The organism is Christiangramia marina (genome assembly GCF_048285865.1).
Lineage (GTDB): Bacteria > Bacteroidota > Bacteroidia > Flavobacteriales > Flavobacteriaceae > Christiangramia > Christiangramia marina.
In genome coordinates this window covers 35,026-51,955 of the sequence record NZ_JBLVTK010000004.1, presented here as the reverse complement: position 1 = coordinate 51,955, position 16,930 = coordinate 35,026, and the positions used below count along the sequence as shown (strand labels likewise).

Genomic DNA, 16,930 nt, shown 5'->3' with positions numbered 1-16,930 from the left:
ATTAGAACCTATGAATCTTAGATTTTGAGTAATAAAGAGACACTTCCAGATTGGAAACGCAAACTGCATGAGGTAATTTACGAAGCCGATACTCCGGCTGGTAAAACCTTCGATGTGGCTATTTTGCTGGTTATTCTTATTAGCGTCGCGTTAGTAATGATGGAAAGCGTCTCATGGATGCTGGCTAAATATGCAACCGAATTCTATATTGCGGAATGGGTGATCACAGTGATTTTTACTATCGAGTATATTTTAAGAATCATTACGATCAATAAACCGAAGCGATATATTTTTAGTTTCTTCGGAATTGTAGATCTGCTCTCTACTTTACCCAGTTATATCGGGTTCCTGTTTGGAGGCGCCAATCTATTGTTTGCCATTAGAGCATTACGATTGCTAAGGGTTTTCAGGGTGCTAAAAATTACCCGTTATGTTGGAGAGTCTCAGAAACTTATCTCTGCGCTGAATAATTCCAAGGCTAAAATTCTTGTTTTTTTATTCGCGGTCTTAATCATATGCATCATCGCTGGAACTTTGATGCACCTCGTTGAAGGAGAGAACGGCGGATTTAACAATATTCCTCTTTCCATCTACTGGTGTATCGTAACTCTAACTACGGTTGGATTTGGTGATATAGCGCCGGTCACTCCGGTGGGCAGATTGATCGCTTCACTAATCATGATCACGGGTTACGGAATTATTGCCGTTCCTACAGGTATCGTAAGTGCAGAATATAGCAAGGCAACTGATGCTCCAAAAAATACACAGGCTTGCCGAAATTGCAATGAAACAAAGCATCTGGACAATGCTGAATACTGCCATCGTTGTGGATACGAATTGAATGACTAAGAAACTTATCAATATTGTTGGTCCAACTGCCATAGGAAAAACTGCGCTCTCAATTCAAGTTGCGAATCTTTACAAAACTGAAATTCTATCGGCAGATTCTCGGCAATTTTATAAAGAAATGGCGATTGGAACGGCAGTACCCGAACCGGAAGAGCTCGAGGCAGCTAATCACCATTTTATTCAGCACAAATCAATTACAGAAGATTACAATGTTGGAGATTTCGAGAAAGAAGCCCTGGCAAAACTGGATGAACTTTTCGAAGAACATGATGTCGTGGTAATGGTAGGCGGTAGCGGACTCTACACCAAAGCTGTGGTGGAAGGTCTCGATCATTTTCCCGAAATAGATGGCAATATTCGCATGGAACTGAATGAAGAACTGTCACAACACGGTCTGCAATCACTTCAGCAAAAATTACAGCAGATGGATCCGGAATATTATGCGGTAGCCGATGTTCAAAATCCACATCGCCTTATTCGTGCTCTGGAAATATGTATAGGCACCGGAAAAGCCTTTTCATCCTTTCTGAAAAAGAAAAAAAATGCCAGGAATTTCGAAACAGTCTCTATAGGTCTTACTGCGGAAAGGGAAGAAATATATGACCGCATCAACCGAAGGGTAGATCTAATGATCGAAAACGGACTATTAGAAGAAGCCCGCCAATTATATTCTTTCAGGAAATACAATGCGTTGAATACGGTTGGCTACAAAGAGCTGTTTGCCTACTTTGATGAGCAATGGGATATGGAAACTGCTATTGCTGAGATCAAGAAAAATACGCGAAGGTTTGCCAAAAGACAATCAACCTGGTTTAGAAAAGATGAAACTATTACCTGGTTTGATCGCACTACAAATTTTGAATTGATTGCCGCACACCTGCAGGAAAAGATCAATTCTTAATAATAAATCGCTTAGTTTTTTCACCCTCGTTGGTAATCATTTTGACCACGTACACCGCTTCCTGCAATGGCCCAGTGCTAATTGCGTATTCCCCAACGTTTGAAGCAAAATCTTTCCCGGTGATAAATCTTCCACGGTGATCGAAAACTTCGATCCTGGAAATAGTCACATCGGCTGGGGTTGCTACTTTGAAACTACCTTGGTTTGGATTGGGATAAATAAAGATATATTCTGAACCTTCAACAGTACCATTGCAAATTCCGCTTTCAGCAAAAACCTGTACTTCTACAGAAGTTGTAGTGGAGTTTCCGCTGGTATCGGTTGCAATCACGTTGATCTCGTTCCACCCTAGATCCTTGCAGCTAAAAGTACTTCGGCTTAGTTCATAGCTAAGATCGTTGTCACAGTTATCACTAAAACTCACGATCACATCCTGCGGAGCAATAGTTGCATTCCCTGAAAGATCAAGATCGACTCCAATGTTCTGAACTTCAATTTTGGGTCTAATTCGGTCAACCACTTCGATACTTATCTCACAGGAACCATTTTCCACTCCTGTATAGCTTAAAGTAACTTGATTAGCTCCAAGGTCATCACAGTCGAAAAACTCCTGATCAAGGCTGAAAGTGACTTCTGAAGCGTCACCAGTGTACAAATCAGTAATCTGGAGCTGTGCTGTACCATTTTCATCCAGTTCGAGAACATAAGCCTCTACACACTGAAATCCTCCAGTGTCAACTGGCACTACACTAATGGTAACCGTCGTTTCAACTTCAGTAAAACCATCAAAAACATAGTACTTAAAAAAGTCATCACCAATGAATCCGTCATTTGGAGTATAGACAAAAGACCCATCAGATTCGAACTCAAGAGTTCCATTGGTAACATTTTCAACAAGCGTGGCGGTTAGTTCATCACCATCTGCATCCATATCATTGGCCAGAACTCCTTCTTCCACAGAAATATTCAAGGTTGTATTAACGGGTGTGGAATAGAAATCTTCATTCGCAATAGGAATATCGTTTCCTTCTGTATCGACAGCTAAGGTCAGCATGAAACTACATTCTGAAGCATTGTTAGTGTTAGAGGTATCGAAGGCTATAAAACTCACCTCGGTATCTTCTGAAATTAGCGTACCAGGTGCCGGATCCTGAATGATCTCTGCCAGTCCGCAATTGTCACTTACCTCCAATTCCCCTCGAAAGTCCTGGATTTCAACACTTTCACCCTCTGCAACTACTATCATTCGATCATCAGGACAACTAAGCACGGGTGATGTATTGTCTTTTAAAACGAGTTCGAAAGTACAGGAGTCTGATTCTCCATCAAAACTTGCGGTAATTACAATATTAGTTGATTGTTCTATTCTCGTTCCTGCTGGTATAGATTGGGAGAAATTCGCATTAGCAGGTGAGAAAATGATAGTATTTGAAAAATCAGGTACTATATATTCACAGTTATCATCAGCTCTAAGAACACTTTCATTCTGCGGACAATTGAGCGCAAATTCTTCGGACTCTTCATCCAGGGTCAATCTGTAAGTTACCTGGCACTCTTCAGTATTTCCAGCAGAATCGGTAGCCGTAATTATCACTATATAATCCCCTGCTTCTGAATATGCAGTACCCGCCTGTGGATTCTGAATGATTTCCAGATCTTCAAAAGCGTCACAATTATCGGTAACAGTAAAGCGATCGGTTACCTGAGGTAACACGAAATCACCTCCTGCAGGTATTTGCCGTTGCTGAATATCTGCCGGACAAATAATAAGTGGTGCGCCAACATCCTTGACGGTTACTTCTACAGTACATGAAAAATTTTCTCCCGTCTCCCTATCTGTAGCTCGAATAGGCAGGTCAAAAGTTCCAATATCCTCGCAGGTGAACTGCTGAACATTTAGTTCAAAATCAAGATTTGAGCTATCTGAAAGAATAAATTCTGAGGTTGGTATTTCTGTGACCGAAGAATTCTGAGCGTCTTCTCCAAGATTTACGGTAATAGATTCGATGCATTGAAAGGTTGCTGTCTGGCGGACTAGATTAACTGAAAAGGAGCACTGATCTACCACCGTATTATTCACCCGCAACTCAAATCGGACTTCAGTTTCACCAAGCCCAAAAAACTCTCCAGATGCAGGACCTGCAGTTTGAAATAATTCTGCTTCTGAACAGTTATCCGCAAATTGCGGAAGATCAAATGGGACGATCTTCCCGGATTCTGATGCGTCCAGCAATTCTGTTATATCACCTGGACAGGTAGTGAAATTAGGTTGTTCTGTATTTTCAACAGTTATAGTGAAGTTACAGGAGACAGGATCATTAATTCCGTCGGAAACCTCATAAGAAAGCGTGGTGATTCCTACCGGAAATATATCGCCAGAGTTTAGATCTAAATCATCGGTCCGGATAATTGTAAGATCATCGCCTTCAGGATCGTTCACAGTTGGATCAGCAAATTCTACCATGGCGCCGCAAATTCCGCTGTCATTGGTAACAGAAATGTTTTGAGGGCAGGTTATGGAAGGTGCAAAATTGGGAGGAAGAATATTGACATTTAAAGTACAGAATCCAACATTACCGTTGGAATCGGTTGCCTCAAAAACTACATCAGTAGAACCAATAGGGAAATTGCTTCCAGATATCAAGCTTCCCTCAGAAACCCTGGATTGTAGAACCCCATCACATAAATCTCGAGCTGTAGGCAGCGAGAAATTTATTGATTTTGAATCATTTCCTGGTGATGCCTGAGCAGTTATGTCCGGTACGCAAGTTAATATTGGAGCTTCAGTATCCTGAACTACGATATCAAAACTGCATGTAACCGGATCGTTTGTTCCATCATTTGCCTGGAAAGTGATTGTTGTCCTTCCAACGGGAAATAAATCTCCGGAATTCAATCCAGAATTATCGATCCTTATTACGGTCAAAGATCCACTTTCATCAGTTGCCGTTGGATTATCAAATGTTACTATGGCTCCACATTTCCCGGGATCGTTTTCTTCAGTAATATTTGGTGAGCAATTATCGAAAACTGGTGGTAATTTGGGAGCCAAAACTGTAATCTGAAGTGTACAATATCCAGTATTATTTGCTTGATCGGTAGCTTCAAACACAATATTGGTAGTTCCTATTGGGAACCTGGACCCTGATGCCATACTTCCCTCAGAAATACGAGTCGGTAATATTCCATCACAACCATCGCGTGCGGGTGGTAATACAAAATTGACCACTGCTGAAGTTTCGCCTGGTTCCGCCTCCACTATTCTGGTTTCCTCACAGGTTAACACTGGATATTCAGTATCCTGAACAATAACTTCAAAGCTACATTGAACCGGCTCGTTTGTTTCATCATCTGCCTGAAAAATAATCGTTGTAGTTCCAACGGGGAATAAACTTCCTGAAATCAGATCAGTATTTGCGTCTATTCTAGTGACCTGAACACTTCCATTTTCATTAGTAGCCGCTGGGGTATTAAATGTTACTACGGCTCCGCATTCTCCGGGATCGCTGTCTTTGATTATAGTTGTCGTCGAGCAATCATCAAATTCTGGTGGTGTGTCTACTTCTTCATTTGAAGCTTTTACGGTTATTATAAAAGTACAGGTAGATGTATTACCAGATTCGTCGGTCGCGGTAAATTCTATTTGGTGAATACCTATGGAAAACTCACTTCCTGAATCCTGACCTTCCGTTTTCTCTATTTCTACATCATTATCACAATTATCTACTGCGGTAGCATCATCATAACTAACAAACGCAAAATCGTCACCTGTTTTAGCAATTACTACAATATCTTCAGGGCAATCAATTTCAGGCTTTTCCTGATCATACGATGGAGTGCGTTGATAAATTTCTAAATTGGATTCCAGGCGTGGTGAAAAAAATGAACCGGAAATGGTAGCATCATTTAAAAATAATTTTCCACAGGTCTCATCCAAGGTTACATCTAAAGGAAATTGAATATGATCATCCTTCGAATTGGCGGGAAAGTCACTTATTGTAGAACTATAGGTTAAATCCGAATTATAAACTTGAATTTTAAAATCGCCAGAAGCTATTCCATTATTAATTTGAGATCGCAGGGTTAGACCTACAAAAACATCTCCACTTAATAATCTAAAAACGTCATTAAAATCAACCCTATCTGCATAATCCACAGCATATATATACCCAGATTTATCTACAAACAAGCTACCTGGCGATCCAACATTATTCAGTGTACGGTTAAAATTCAAATCCTTATCAAAGACTAAAACCTCTCCATTATTTTCAGCATTACTTATTAAAATATAATCATCCGTAGCAGCAACTCGATAAGGATTATTTAGGGGGTGATCATTTGTACCTGTAAAACTTCTAAAATCACCGTTAGCATAATAAATTTTCAGAAAATATTTTTCCTCAACCTCATCATTATTCCCTCGGTAAGAATCAACAATATATAAGTTATTTTCATTGTCAAATTCCAAACCTGTAGGCTCTAAGAATTCATTTTCTCCTGTCCCAAAAAATCCTCCAATTTGCTCTAGTTCATCTCCATCCGTTGTAAACCTTTTTATAGATTTTGAACCACTATCGGCAATATGTATAATATCATTATTATCTATTGCAAGATCTAAAGGACCATTTAAATCCTCGCTTTCTGCAAGTTGATCTGGAATAATTAAATCGTATTCTTCAGTATAAGGATCATATTTGTAAACACCAATCCCAAAAGTCAACACATACACATTCCCTTCTGAATCTGTGTCAATTGAAATTACAATACCACCTTCGTTCCCTGGACCACCAGATCCCAAGGAATAGTCGTCGAGCCAATTAAAAGATGGTTCTGCTTGCCCAAAACTATTAGCACTAAAAAATAAAATTAAGAATAAGCTAATGCAGACTTTTCTTAGAAAAGAACTCCTGTAGGTAGGTATATCTGCTGCATTTATCAATCTAGGGCATTTTATGGAATGCCGTAAAGATACATATTGTAAGAAAACCGCTCTTATTTTCGTGTTAAGAATGCGGCAGCAGGTAAAATTTGATGGTAGGTACAGCTAAATTATAGCCATGAATTATGGATCACGAGAAATGATACCGCATCATAACGAGTGTTATGATGCAGCACCTCCCGGAAACTGAATGATTTTGTTATGCTTCGGTCTCTTCCTTGTTTTTAATAACAAGTCTAAAACCTTCACCGTGGATATTCAGAATTTCCACATTTTCGTCTTTCTTAAGATACTTTCTTAATTTGGCGATATACACATCCATACTTCTTGAAGTAAAGTAGTTATCGTCTCTCCATATCTTAGTTAAGGCTAGCTCTCTAGGCATCAAATCATTTTCATGCAAAGCAAGTAGTCTTAATAATTCGTTTTCTTTTGGAGAAAGCTTCTGAGGCTCTTCATCTCTAAAAGTTAAAAATCTAAGTTTGGAATTCAGGTGGAAACCACCAATTTCGAATTCAAATTGCTTAGAATCTGCAACGCTATCTGTAGCTTTACGCTGCATGATCGCTTTAATCTTCATTAAAAGTACTTCAGAATCAAAAGGTTTGTTCAGGTAATCATCTGCTCCAACCTTGTAACCTTTCAATACATCTTCCTTCATGGCTTTAGCCGTTAAAAAGATGATTGGCACTTCTTCATTTTTCTCACGAATCTCCTTAGCAAGAGTAAAACCATCTTTATAAGGCATCATCACATCCAGGATACAAAGATCGAAATCATCTTTTTTGAATTTTTCGAATCCTTCCATACCATTTTTGGCGTGAGTCACCTCGTAATCGTTCATCGCAAGGTAATCTTTAAGGACAGTTCCAAAATTTGGATCATCCTCTACTAATAGAATTTTTTTGTTTTCAGTTTCCATATTTTAAGATATTAGTGGTAATTTAATGATGAAGGTACTACCCTTCCCTTTTTCGCTGGTTACGGTGATCTGTCCATGATGATCATCCACGATCTGTCTGGCATAAGCCAATCCAAGTCCGTGACCTTTTACATTATGGATATCCCCGGTATGTTCACGATAAAATTTTTCAAATATTTTCTTTTGAACCAGTTTCGTCATCCCGACTCCCTGATCTCTTATTTCACAATAGATATAATTCTTAACGTTCGTTGTATAGATATCGATCTTCGGCGCTTCTTCTGAATATTTGATCGCATTATCAAGAATATTTACAATAACATTCGTAAAGTGATCTTGGTTTGCAAGAACCGACGAACGTAAAGCTCCAAAATGAGTCTGTACATAACCTCCACGGTCTTCTATAATCAATTCCACGTGTGTAATAGCATCAAGAATAATATCATGCAACTGGTGTCTTTCCTTTTTAAGGTCCAGCTCGTTTTTCTCCAGTTTTGAGATCCTTAGAACGTTTTCAACCTGGGCGTGCATTCTCTTATTCTCATCCCTGATCATCTGCAAGTATCTATTTACCTTGGAACGATCTTCAATTACTTTAGGATTCTTGATCGCGTCAAGGGCCAGGTTTATCGTCGCAATAGGAGTCTTGAACTCATGCGTCATATTGTTGATAAAGTCCGTCTTGATCTGCGAAATCTGTCTCTGTTTTATCAACTGTGATAATGCACTTGAATAGGCGATCACAATAATCAGTGTAAAAATAATCGACAAACAAGCCATCAATATAACCGAAGAAAGAACTGCTTCTTTTCTGTTCGTAAGGTTTACCAGTAACTGATAGCCGCTTCTTCCTGCAGAGTCTACAAAAAGTGGAACTGCATAAGTTGCAGGGTGATCCAGACTGAAATTCTCTGAATGTACCGTAGTAGCTATGGAATTATTAAAGATCCCAAATTCAAATGCGGTCTTTAAATTTCTCTCTGCAAGCTGCTCTTCCAGTAATTCCCTGATCTTCTCTTCTGAAACCCTGTTATGAATAGGAATTCTAACTACCAGTTCTGAAATCGCAGATCGAAGAATATCCTTCTCCACCTCTTCCATCCTGGAAAGCCTCTCGATATGTTCAATTCTCTGCCTTGCACTCAAATTCCCACCTTCAAGATTATTCTCCTGAACAATATCTGTCACCTTTTTATTGATCATTTTGGTGAACTTGATACTATCTTCAGCAAACTGTAAAAAACCTGAGGAAACCTTATAATCTTCTTCTAAAATGGTTTCAGAATTAAAATAAGTCTCGTTCCTGTTTTCGTCCTTGTTCGTGTAGAAATATTCAGTGAGCGTTCGATCACTTAAGGTGCTATTGATACTATCCGGATTCTTGAACTGAAAGTAATAACGCTCAAATTCGGAATTCTGAATTTCTTCGGAAACCTTTATTAGTGCCTGTTTCGCGTTGTAGGAGAATTGCTCTTCCCTGTCATCGATCGTACTTTTTATCCAATATCCCTGAACGAATATGATGCCTGTTAAAGACAAGCTCATTAGCGCTACGAGAAGGACAAAAAGCTTCTTATTCATGCGGTCAAAAGTAATATTTTAACATTTAGAGGTTAAGCTGTTTAACCAAATGTTAACAGAACTTCCTTCAATTTTCGCGTGCTTTTAAGATTTGGATATGGATATCTCTAACCTGTAGTTTGGTTTGCTGCAAATCCTTGTTTTCAATAAGAAAATCGGCAAGTTCAGCTTTCTTTTCATCAGGCCACTGGTGACCCATTCTGGCTTCGATTTCTTCTACTGTACTATCATCTCTTTTCTGAAGTCTTCCAATTTTTAACTTATGTGGAGCTGTCACCAGAATGCTGAGATCGCATTTCTTATAACCCCCGGCTTCAAAAAGAATAGCTGCCTCGTAAATAATATATTCTGAAGTTTGCTTCGAGAACCAATCCTGAAAGTCGCTAGCAACGGCTGGATGTATAATTGCGTTCAGTTTTGCAAGCTGGTCCTTATCATTAAAAACCTTATTTGCAATATACTTTCTATCAGGTACTTGACCATTGTATGCAGCTGCACCTAACAATTTGCTAACTTTTTCTCTGATATCTGGACTTTCTGCCAGCAATCTTTTCCCTGCATCATCTGCGATATAGACCGGGATGCCCAGATCTTTAAAGAAGCCCGCCACCGTGGTTTTCCCACTTCCAATACCTCCGGTAAGTCCTACTATTTTCATCGTTTGATCACAAATTGAATTCTACGTTCATTCAACCGAATGTTGTTTACGAATTTCGGCTTGGTTTTGATCTGTGCGATCATATAATCATCACCTTCCTTCACACTTTTATAATCGCAAACTATGGAAAAGTCGGAAGCTCCAACTTTTTCAAATTCTTCAAGATTTACCTGGTAATACACTACAACCGACTTCGGAAAATATGCCAGGTTGAGATTATCTGGAACATTAATAACTTCTACCGGGATTTCAGCTTTTCCTTCAGTGAATTTTTCAACTTCCTGCGTATACCGTATGCTATTTTCGTAAAAACTTAACTCACCATAGCCCGTAGTGTCCAGTTGAACACTCCCGTCAAGATCTGAATTTACATTTTCCAGTTTTTTCTTTAAAGTCGGTATCGAACTCAATTTGGCGATCACTTCCTCGGGACCACTAACTTTTACGGAATCGGGAACCAGTTGAAGGGGCTCGTCTGCCGAATAACCTACGGCATAACTCACCTCCACATTTGAGATGATCTTTAGCATTTTTTCTTTCTTAAATTGAAACGGGATCACGATCTCATCCTGGATGATCCTTGAGTCTTCCAGGGTCACCTTCAGTTGCTGTTCAATCACCGTGATATGATTTTCAATAGAATAGATCAGGTTCTTATCACTTTCAGTAGCTTCGGAAAGATCTATATCAAGCTTCGGATTGAAGATTTTATAGTAATAAATACTGAAACCATTATCCTGAAGCTGAAGATCCACATGATCCGGACGTTCTTCAGAAATACTTTTATCCAGGGGAACATTGAGATAGTTTACCGGAACTTCGATCACCTGAGTATAGGTTTTAGAAAACTGTACCAGTACCCACACGATCGCAGAAAAGATCAGGAAAAAACCGAATGTCTTTATGCTTGATTTCTTGAACCTTCTTCTTCTATTCCTGGTTGCCATGCTTTTTGAAAAATAATTGTGGAAATGCCACTTCCGGTTGTTTCTTCTGAATATTTATATGATAATTGGACACTATAAAACCATAGCCATATCCTGAAAACTGCATGATCACCGCTTTTACAGCCAACAATCCAATATATAGAGTTTTATTTCGTATCGCTGCATCCACAGCAATAATTAGGAAATAAATAAGATAACAGCTTATAAAAAAACTAAATCCTGCAAATAAAAGAATTATGGAAAGTATGAGTCCGGTCATGAATAAAGAAGGAAACCAATAAGTGATCTTCGCAGATCCAGGATGCCATTTGTTCAAAACTGGCCGTACCATCCCGAACTTCTTAACCTGTACAAAGAACTTTTTCCAGTCTATACGTCGTTTATGAAAAACCCGAGCCTTCGGAATCAAACAACTTTTAATCCCCAATTTCTTTAATCTCAAACTCAAATCTGGATCTTCCCCGGGATGTATCCTGCCAAACCCTTTACTAAGTTCAAATGCTTTTTTGCTTAAGCCCATATTAAAACTACGGGGCTGGAATTCATCAACTGCTTTCTTACCTCCACGTATTCCACCAGTGGTAAAAAAAGAGGTCATACTGTAATCTATGGCCTTCTGTGTATTCGAAAAGGATTCATGGGCAGCGTCTGGCCCTCCAAAACAATCGTAAAAATTGCCAGACAAATACTGATGAACCTCTTCGAGGTAATCTTCAGGCATTAGGACATCTGAATCCAGAATTAAGAAATACGGAGCCTGGGCTTTTCTCATTCCGTAGTTCCTGCTATCGCCTGGTCCAGAATTTTTCTTAAAATAATAACTAATAAATAATCGATCCTGAAATTCAGCCACAATAGCTTCAGAAGAATTTGTAGAGCCATCTTCGACGATCACCACTTCAAATGGAACGGGCGCTCGCATCTTAAGCAAGCTCTGCAATAACTCCCTGATCTCATCAGGTCTGTTATAAACAGGGATCACAAATGAATATTCTGGATGCATCTTGATTATTTAAAATAGAACTGCCGGAAGCCGAACATAGTGTTCAGGTTCCGGCAGTTTATATTTAGAGTTTTATTATTCTGAATCCTTAACAAAAGTCTCCATTACTTCCTGGCTAACTCCCGTGTTCGAGAATCCACCATCGTGAAATAGATTTTGAAGAGTTACCTTTCTGGTTAGATCTGAGAATAATGTCAGGGTGTAATCTGCACACTCCAAAGCGGTAGCATTTCCAAGCGGAGACATTTTTTCTGCAAATGCAATAAAACCATCGAAGCCTTTAACTCCAGTTCCTGCTGTAGTTGGAGTTGGAGATTGTGAAATGGTATTCACTCTCACTTTTTTATCCTTTCCGAAGAAATAACCGAAACTACGCGCAATAGACTCCAGATATGCCTTATTATCTGCCATATCATTATAGTCTGGGAATACACGTTGAGCCGCCATATAACTTAAAGCTACGATACTTCCCCATTCGTTCATTGCATCTTTCTTATACAATACCTGCATGGTTTTATGGAAAGAAACTGCTGAAACATCCCAACCTTTGGTTGTGAAGTCGTAGTTCATATCTGTATAATGTTTTCCTTTTCGAACATTTACAGACATCCCGATGGAATGAAGCACGAAATCGATCTTCCCTCCAAGGATCTCCATAGACTTCTCTACAAGGTTTTCAAGATCTTCTACTTTGGTAGCATCTGCAGGAATGATCTCAGAACCGGTTTTTTCAGCCAGCTGATTGATACTTCCCATTCTCATCGCGATTGGAGCATTCGTTAGTACAAAAGTTCCACCTTCTTCGTGAACTCTCTCCGCTGTTTTCCAGGCAATTGAATTTTCGTCCAATGCACCAAATATGATTCCTCTTTTACCTTTTAGCAGGTTATATGACATGTGATTTATTTTTTGTGGTTGTTAAGCCTGTAAATATAGCAAAGTTGAAATAAATCCGCCGCCTTTTGGGCTTCAGATGATAGGGTATTAATTCAACAGGGCTTTTGCATGCGCACGTGCAGAATCACTTCCGCCAGTACCTCCAAGCATCATCGCTAATTCATCGATTCTTTGATCCTGTTCCAGCTTTATGATCTTGGTTTGAGTTGCAACCTCGCTATCTTCTTTAAATATCTTAAAATGCGAACTTCCCTTTCCGGCTATTTGCGGCAAATGAGTGATCGCGATCACCTGCATGTTAGCACCCATTCTGGCAAGAATCTCACCCATTTTATGGGCAATATCTCCAGAAACACCAGTATCAATTTCATCAAAAATGATCGTTGGCAGTTTACTTTGTGCTGCAAGTATGCTTTTTACCGCGAGCATGATTCTGGAAAGTTCTCCACCCGATGCTGCTTTCTTGATCTCTTTAAAACTACCGCCTTTATTCGCCGCCAGGAACCATTCCAGCTTATCGCTCCCATTACTCAGGAATTCTGTGGTGGTACTAAGTTCAATGTTAAGCCTCGCATTGGGCATTCCAAGGTCTTTGAGTATGATTTCCGTTTGCTCAATAAAAGCCGGGATGATTTTTAAACGATTCTTATGCAGTTTAGCGGCAGTTTCAGATATAACGATAAATTGTTTTTTGATCGCTCTTTCAGCTTCTTCCAAAGCGGCTTCCGCATTTTCTGTTACCGAAACTTTTTCCTGAAGAGCTTCCGCTATCTGTAAAAGTTCTTCTACACTTTCAGCATTATGCTTCTTTTGTAAATTATAGATCACCTGCAATTGCTGATTCACCTTTTCCAGCTCTTCGGGATTTGCTTCCACAGCTTCCAGGGCATCTGTCATTTCAGCTTCAAGATCATCTAATTCTATGATCGCACTCTGTAATCTTTCATGGAAATTATCATAAATTCCGGAGAATTTGGCAATTCTGGAAATATGAGATCTAGCCGACTTCAATGTCTCCAGGCTCCCTATTTCTTCTTGTTGTATTGAGCCTAATGCCGCACTAAGATTTTCAGTAAGTTCCTCGACATTATTCAAAGACTCATATCGTTCTTCGAGATCTTCCAGCATTCCTGATTTGAGCCCAGCCTCCTGCAGTTCATTCAGAAGAAAAAGATTGTAATCGTATTCCTTTGATGCCTGTGCCTGTTCTTCTTTTAGCTCTTCAAATCTCTTCTGAAATTTACGATACTCCTTTAATTCTGCTTTATACTGAAGAATACTTCCTTCATTCTTCGCTATAGTATCAATGACATTGAATTGATAATCTGCATTTCCCAGGCTAAGGGTTTCATGCTGACTATGAATATCGATCAGGGAAGTTCCCAGCTTTTGCAAAGAAGTGATCTTCACCGGTGTATCGTTAATAAATGCACGGGATTTTCCAGAAGGTAAAATTTCACGCCGAATGATACTGGTCTGCTCATAATCCAGATCTTCTTTATCAAAGAATTGCTGTAACGCGTAATCTTTGATACTAAAATGACCTTCAATAACGCACTTCTTTTCAGTATTTCTAATACTACTGAAGTCTGCGCGATCTCCCAGTAACAAACCCAATGCACCCAGCATGATAGATTTCCCGGCACCGGTTTCCCCGGTAATGATCGTAAAACCAGATTGAAGATCCATCGTAATATCTTCAATAAGCGCGTAATTCTTTATGGAAAGAGATGTAAGCAATTCGGTTAAAATTTGTGCTAAATATACGAGAGAAAATACTCGTAATCAACCAAAAATCCTACTGAATATTTCGCCAGCTACGGGCGTACCTCGCAGCGATATTATTCAGTGTTTGGATAAGTTCATTCTTGGCAGGATAAGCAGGACCTCCGGTATAGACAGAAGCTATTTCATCTGCCTTGGAGTCAAAGAAAGCACGAAGCAGCAGGGAATTATTTCTGCGATTGTTCATTACTTCCAGCTTATTCAAAGATTGAGCAATGGCGGTTTTCCCGGCTATTACATCAGCATGCATGACATCAAGCCCTAACCTGTGATAATCGTAAAGTGCTTCTCGGTATTCAGCATAGGTGTTCGCCAGTAGATCTGCGTTCAATCTAAAACGCGAACGTTGACCGTCTGATCCTCTCCAACCCTGCGAGTTTCCCTGCTGGGCAGTTGTAACGATCCTGTTGGCTTCCTCGAAAAAAGCTGTTCCACCTTCCCGAGCAAAGGTATCTGCATCAAGTCCAAGAATAGTGTATACGTAAAAGGAAATTACAGATACGAGATTATTAGTGTAGGTATTATGACTATAATTCAACGGCTGATACTCCCGGTAACTAAAACTGAATTGTTCGTCGTTAAAATTAAAAACCGGGGTAATCATACTGGTTCCATATACTGGTCTGGAAGATTGGATCTGTATAGTTCCATTAAAGCTCTCTCCTTCAAAACTATTAATCGTAATGAACATGCTACAATTAATACGTTCATGATCCTGTAAGCGTCTGTCTGTCCAGGTGGTTTGGTTGATAAACTCATTCAGTGATCTTTCCAGCGTTTTAAAAACAGAAAGATTTGCCTGTCCTGTTTGTTCTGCGTTTACCACTACCTCGCAGCTTAATTGCTGCGCGATTCCTGAATAGGAAAATATAGTGAACAGTACTAGAAAGGCAATTCTACGCATGATACATTTTTATAACTTCGGTAATGATATCCTGGGCAACTTCGGTTTTACTTTTAAGGTCAAATTCCAGTTTTCTGTCTGGATAAATGATCCTGATCTTATTGGTATCTCCTTTAAAACCTGCACCGGCATCCTGAAGGGAATTTAAGACAATAAAATCTAGATTTTTCTTTTCCAGCTTCTTTCTTGCATTCTCTTCCTCATTGTTGGTTTCCAAAGCGAAACCTATCAACTTCTGCTCTTTCTTAATAGCACCCAGAGAAGCAAGAATATCTTCAGTTTTGGTTAATTCCAGATTTAAGGAGGGATCGTTCTTTTTGATCTTTTGATCTGCAACCGTCTTAGGTCTGTAATCGGCTACAGCTGCCGCAGCTATAAAAACATCGGTGTTTTCAAATTCAGCATGAGCAGCTTCGTACATATCCCGGGTGCTTACCACTCTCTTGAGTTCAATATTATCATGTGAGATATCAAGATGGGTAGGACCGGAAATTAACACAACTTCAGCGCCAGCTTCTGCCGCCTTTAAGGCAATTGCGAAGCCCATCTTTCCGCTGGAATGATTTCCAATAAATCGTACCGGGTCTATGGCTTCATAAGTTGGTCCCGCAGTAATCACAATTTTTTTGTTCCGAAGTGGAAGATCTTTAGACAGATGATCTTCAATAAAACTGATGATCTCTTCAGGCTCTGCCATTCTCCCTTTTCCTGAAAGTCCGCTCGCTAGCTCACCGGTTCCCGAAGGAATCATGATATTTCCATACCCCTGGAGCGTTTCAAAACTTTTGGTAGTAGATGGATGTTTATACATGTCCAGATCCATTGCCGGGGCAAAGAAAACTTCACATTTAGCTGAAAGATAAGTAGCAAGCAATATGTTATCGCTATTGCCTGAAGCCATTTTAGAGAGAGTACTCGCTGTGGCTGGGGCTAAAAGCATGAAATCGGCCCAAAGGCCGAGTTCCACGTGATTGTTCCATTGTCCATTTTCATCCTCTTCGCTCGTAAATGAAGAATAGACTTCATTCTTTGAAAGAGTTGAAAGTGTAAGCGGAGTGATAAATTCTTTTGCAGCCTGGGTCATAACAACCCTCACTTCTGCACCAGACTTCACAAATAGCCGTACCAGTGAAGCAGTTTTGTAGGCAGCAATACCTCCGGTAATGCCGAGTAAAACTTTTTTGCCTTGAAGTACAGACATATCAGTTAACCGATTCTATTCTTCGGTATCCATAGTGTTTCTCCAGTAGATCTTGTCATCAAGCCACTCCTGGATCGCAAGTGATTGCGGTTTTGGAAGTTTTTCGTAGAATTTTGAAACCTCGATCTGCTCTTTGTTTTCAAAAATCTCGTCCAGAGAATCGTTATAAGTAGCGAACTCATCAAGCTTTTCCAGAAGCTCTTTTTTGATCTCACCATTTATCTGTCCAGCTCTTTTCGCTACGATAGATATCGCCTCGTAAATGTTTCCGGTAGGTGCATCTACTTCATTCTTGTTGATAGTAGTTGTGTTAACCGGGGCATCAATTTTTTTAAAATCCATC

At 39.6% G+C, this 16,930-nt stretch carries 13 protein-coding genes; 2 read left to right on the top strand and 11 right to left on the bottom strand.

Annotated elements, in window-relative coordinates; translation table 11 throughout:
- Positions 1-24: 24 nt before the first annotated feature.
- A complete protein-coding gene (locus ACNKXS_RS13435) occupies positions 25-849 on the top strand; it encodes an ion transporter (protein WP_417921299.1) in 825 nt (274 codons plus the stop codon).
- A complete protein-coding gene (gene miaA, locus ACNKXS_RS13430; protein ID WP_417921298.1) occupies positions 842-1,750 on the top strand; it encodes a tRNA (adenosine(37)-N6)-dimethylallyltransferase MiaA in 909 nt (302 codons plus the stop codon). Before ACNKXS_RS13435 ends, miaA begins: the two co-directional genes overlap by 8 nt.
- On the opposite strand, the gene ACNKXS_RS13425 is transcribed toward miaA, so the two are convergent.
- From ACNKXS_RS13425 to ACNKXS_RS13375, 11 genes are all read right to left on the bottom strand, one after another.
- Positions 1,740-6,689 carry an HYR domain-containing protein gene (locus ACNKXS_RS13425; protein WP_417921297.1) on the bottom strand — a complete coding sequence of 1,650 codons (4,950 nt, stop codon included), beginning with the start codon at positions 6,687-6,689 and terminating at the stop codon, positions 1,740-1,742. The genes miaA and ACNKXS_RS13425 overlap by 11 nt on opposite strands.
- A 199-nt stretch (positions 6,690-6,888) precedes the next feature.
- Positions 6,889-7,611, bottom strand: a complete 723-nt coding sequence (locus ACNKXS_RS13420) for a response regulator transcription factor (protein ID WP_026914972.1) — start codon at positions 7,609-7,611, stop codon at positions 6,889-6,891.
- Positions 7,612-7,614: 3 nt separating this feature from the next.
- Positions 7,615-9,192, bottom strand: a complete 1,578-nt coding sequence (locus ACNKXS_RS13415) for a sensor histidine kinase (protein ID WP_417921296.1) — start codon at positions 9,190-9,192, stop codon at positions 7,615-7,617.
- Between the two features lie 67 nt (positions 9,193-9,259).
- The gene (gene coaE / locus ACNKXS_RS13410) at positions 9,260-9,850 is read right to left on the bottom strand and encodes a dephospho-CoA kinase (RefSeq protein WP_417921295.1); all 591 of its coding nucleotides are present in this window, start codon (positions 9,848-9,850) and stop codon (positions 9,260-9,262) included.
- Positions 9,847-10,797: a YbbR-like domain-containing protein gene (locus tag ACNKXS_RS13405; protein WP_417921294.1), complete on the bottom strand. Its 951-nt coding sequence runs from the start codon at positions 10,795-10,797 to the stop codon at positions 9,847-9,849. The genes coaE and ACNKXS_RS13405 overlap by 4 nt, the downstream gene beginning before the upstream one ends.
- Positions 10,781-11,800 carry a glycosyltransferase family 2 protein gene (locus ACNKXS_RS13400; RefSeq protein ID WP_417921293.1) on the bottom strand — a complete coding sequence of 340 codons (1,020 nt, stop codon included), beginning with the start codon at positions 11,798-11,800 and terminating at the stop codon, positions 10,781-10,783. Before ACNKXS_RS13400 ends, ACNKXS_RS13405 begins: the two co-directional genes overlap by 17 nt.
- 75 nt (positions 11,801-11,875) lie before the next feature.
- Entirely contained in the window at positions 11,876-12,697 is an 822-nt protein-coding gene (locus tag ACNKXS_RS13395) for an enoyl-ACP reductase FabI (protein ID WP_295181476.1), read from the bottom strand.
- 87 nt (positions 12,698-12,784) lie between these two features.
- Positions 12,785-14,437, bottom strand: coding sequence for a DNA repair protein RecN (gene recN / locus ACNKXS_RS13390; protein ID WP_417921292.1), 1,653 nt, complete (start codon positions 14,435-14,437; stop codon positions 12,785-12,787).
- Positions 14,438-14,495: 58 nt separating this feature from the next.
- Positions 14,496-15,386, bottom strand: coding sequence for a type IX secretion system protein PorD (porD, locus tag ACNKXS_RS13385; RefSeq protein ID WP_417921291.1), 891 nt, complete (start codon positions 15,384-15,386; stop codon positions 14,496-14,498).
- The gene (gene coaBC / locus ACNKXS_RS13380) at positions 15,379-16,587 is read right to left on the bottom strand and encodes a bifunctional phosphopantothenoylcysteine decarboxylase/phosphopantothenate--cysteine ligase CoaBC (RefSeq protein ID WP_417921290.1); all 1,209 of its coding nucleotides are present in this window, start codon (positions 16,585-16,587) and stop codon (positions 15,379-15,381) included. The genes porD and coaBC overlap by 8 nt, the downstream gene beginning before the upstream one ends.
- A gap of 15 nt (positions 16,588-16,602) precedes the next feature.
- Complete coding sequence (locus ACNKXS_RS13375) at positions 16,603-16,929, bottom strand: DNA-directed RNA polymerase subunit omega (RefSeq protein ID WP_295181498.1); 327 nt, start codon at positions 16,927-16,929, stop codon at positions 16,603-16,605.
- Position 16,930 lies beyond the last annotated feature (1 nt).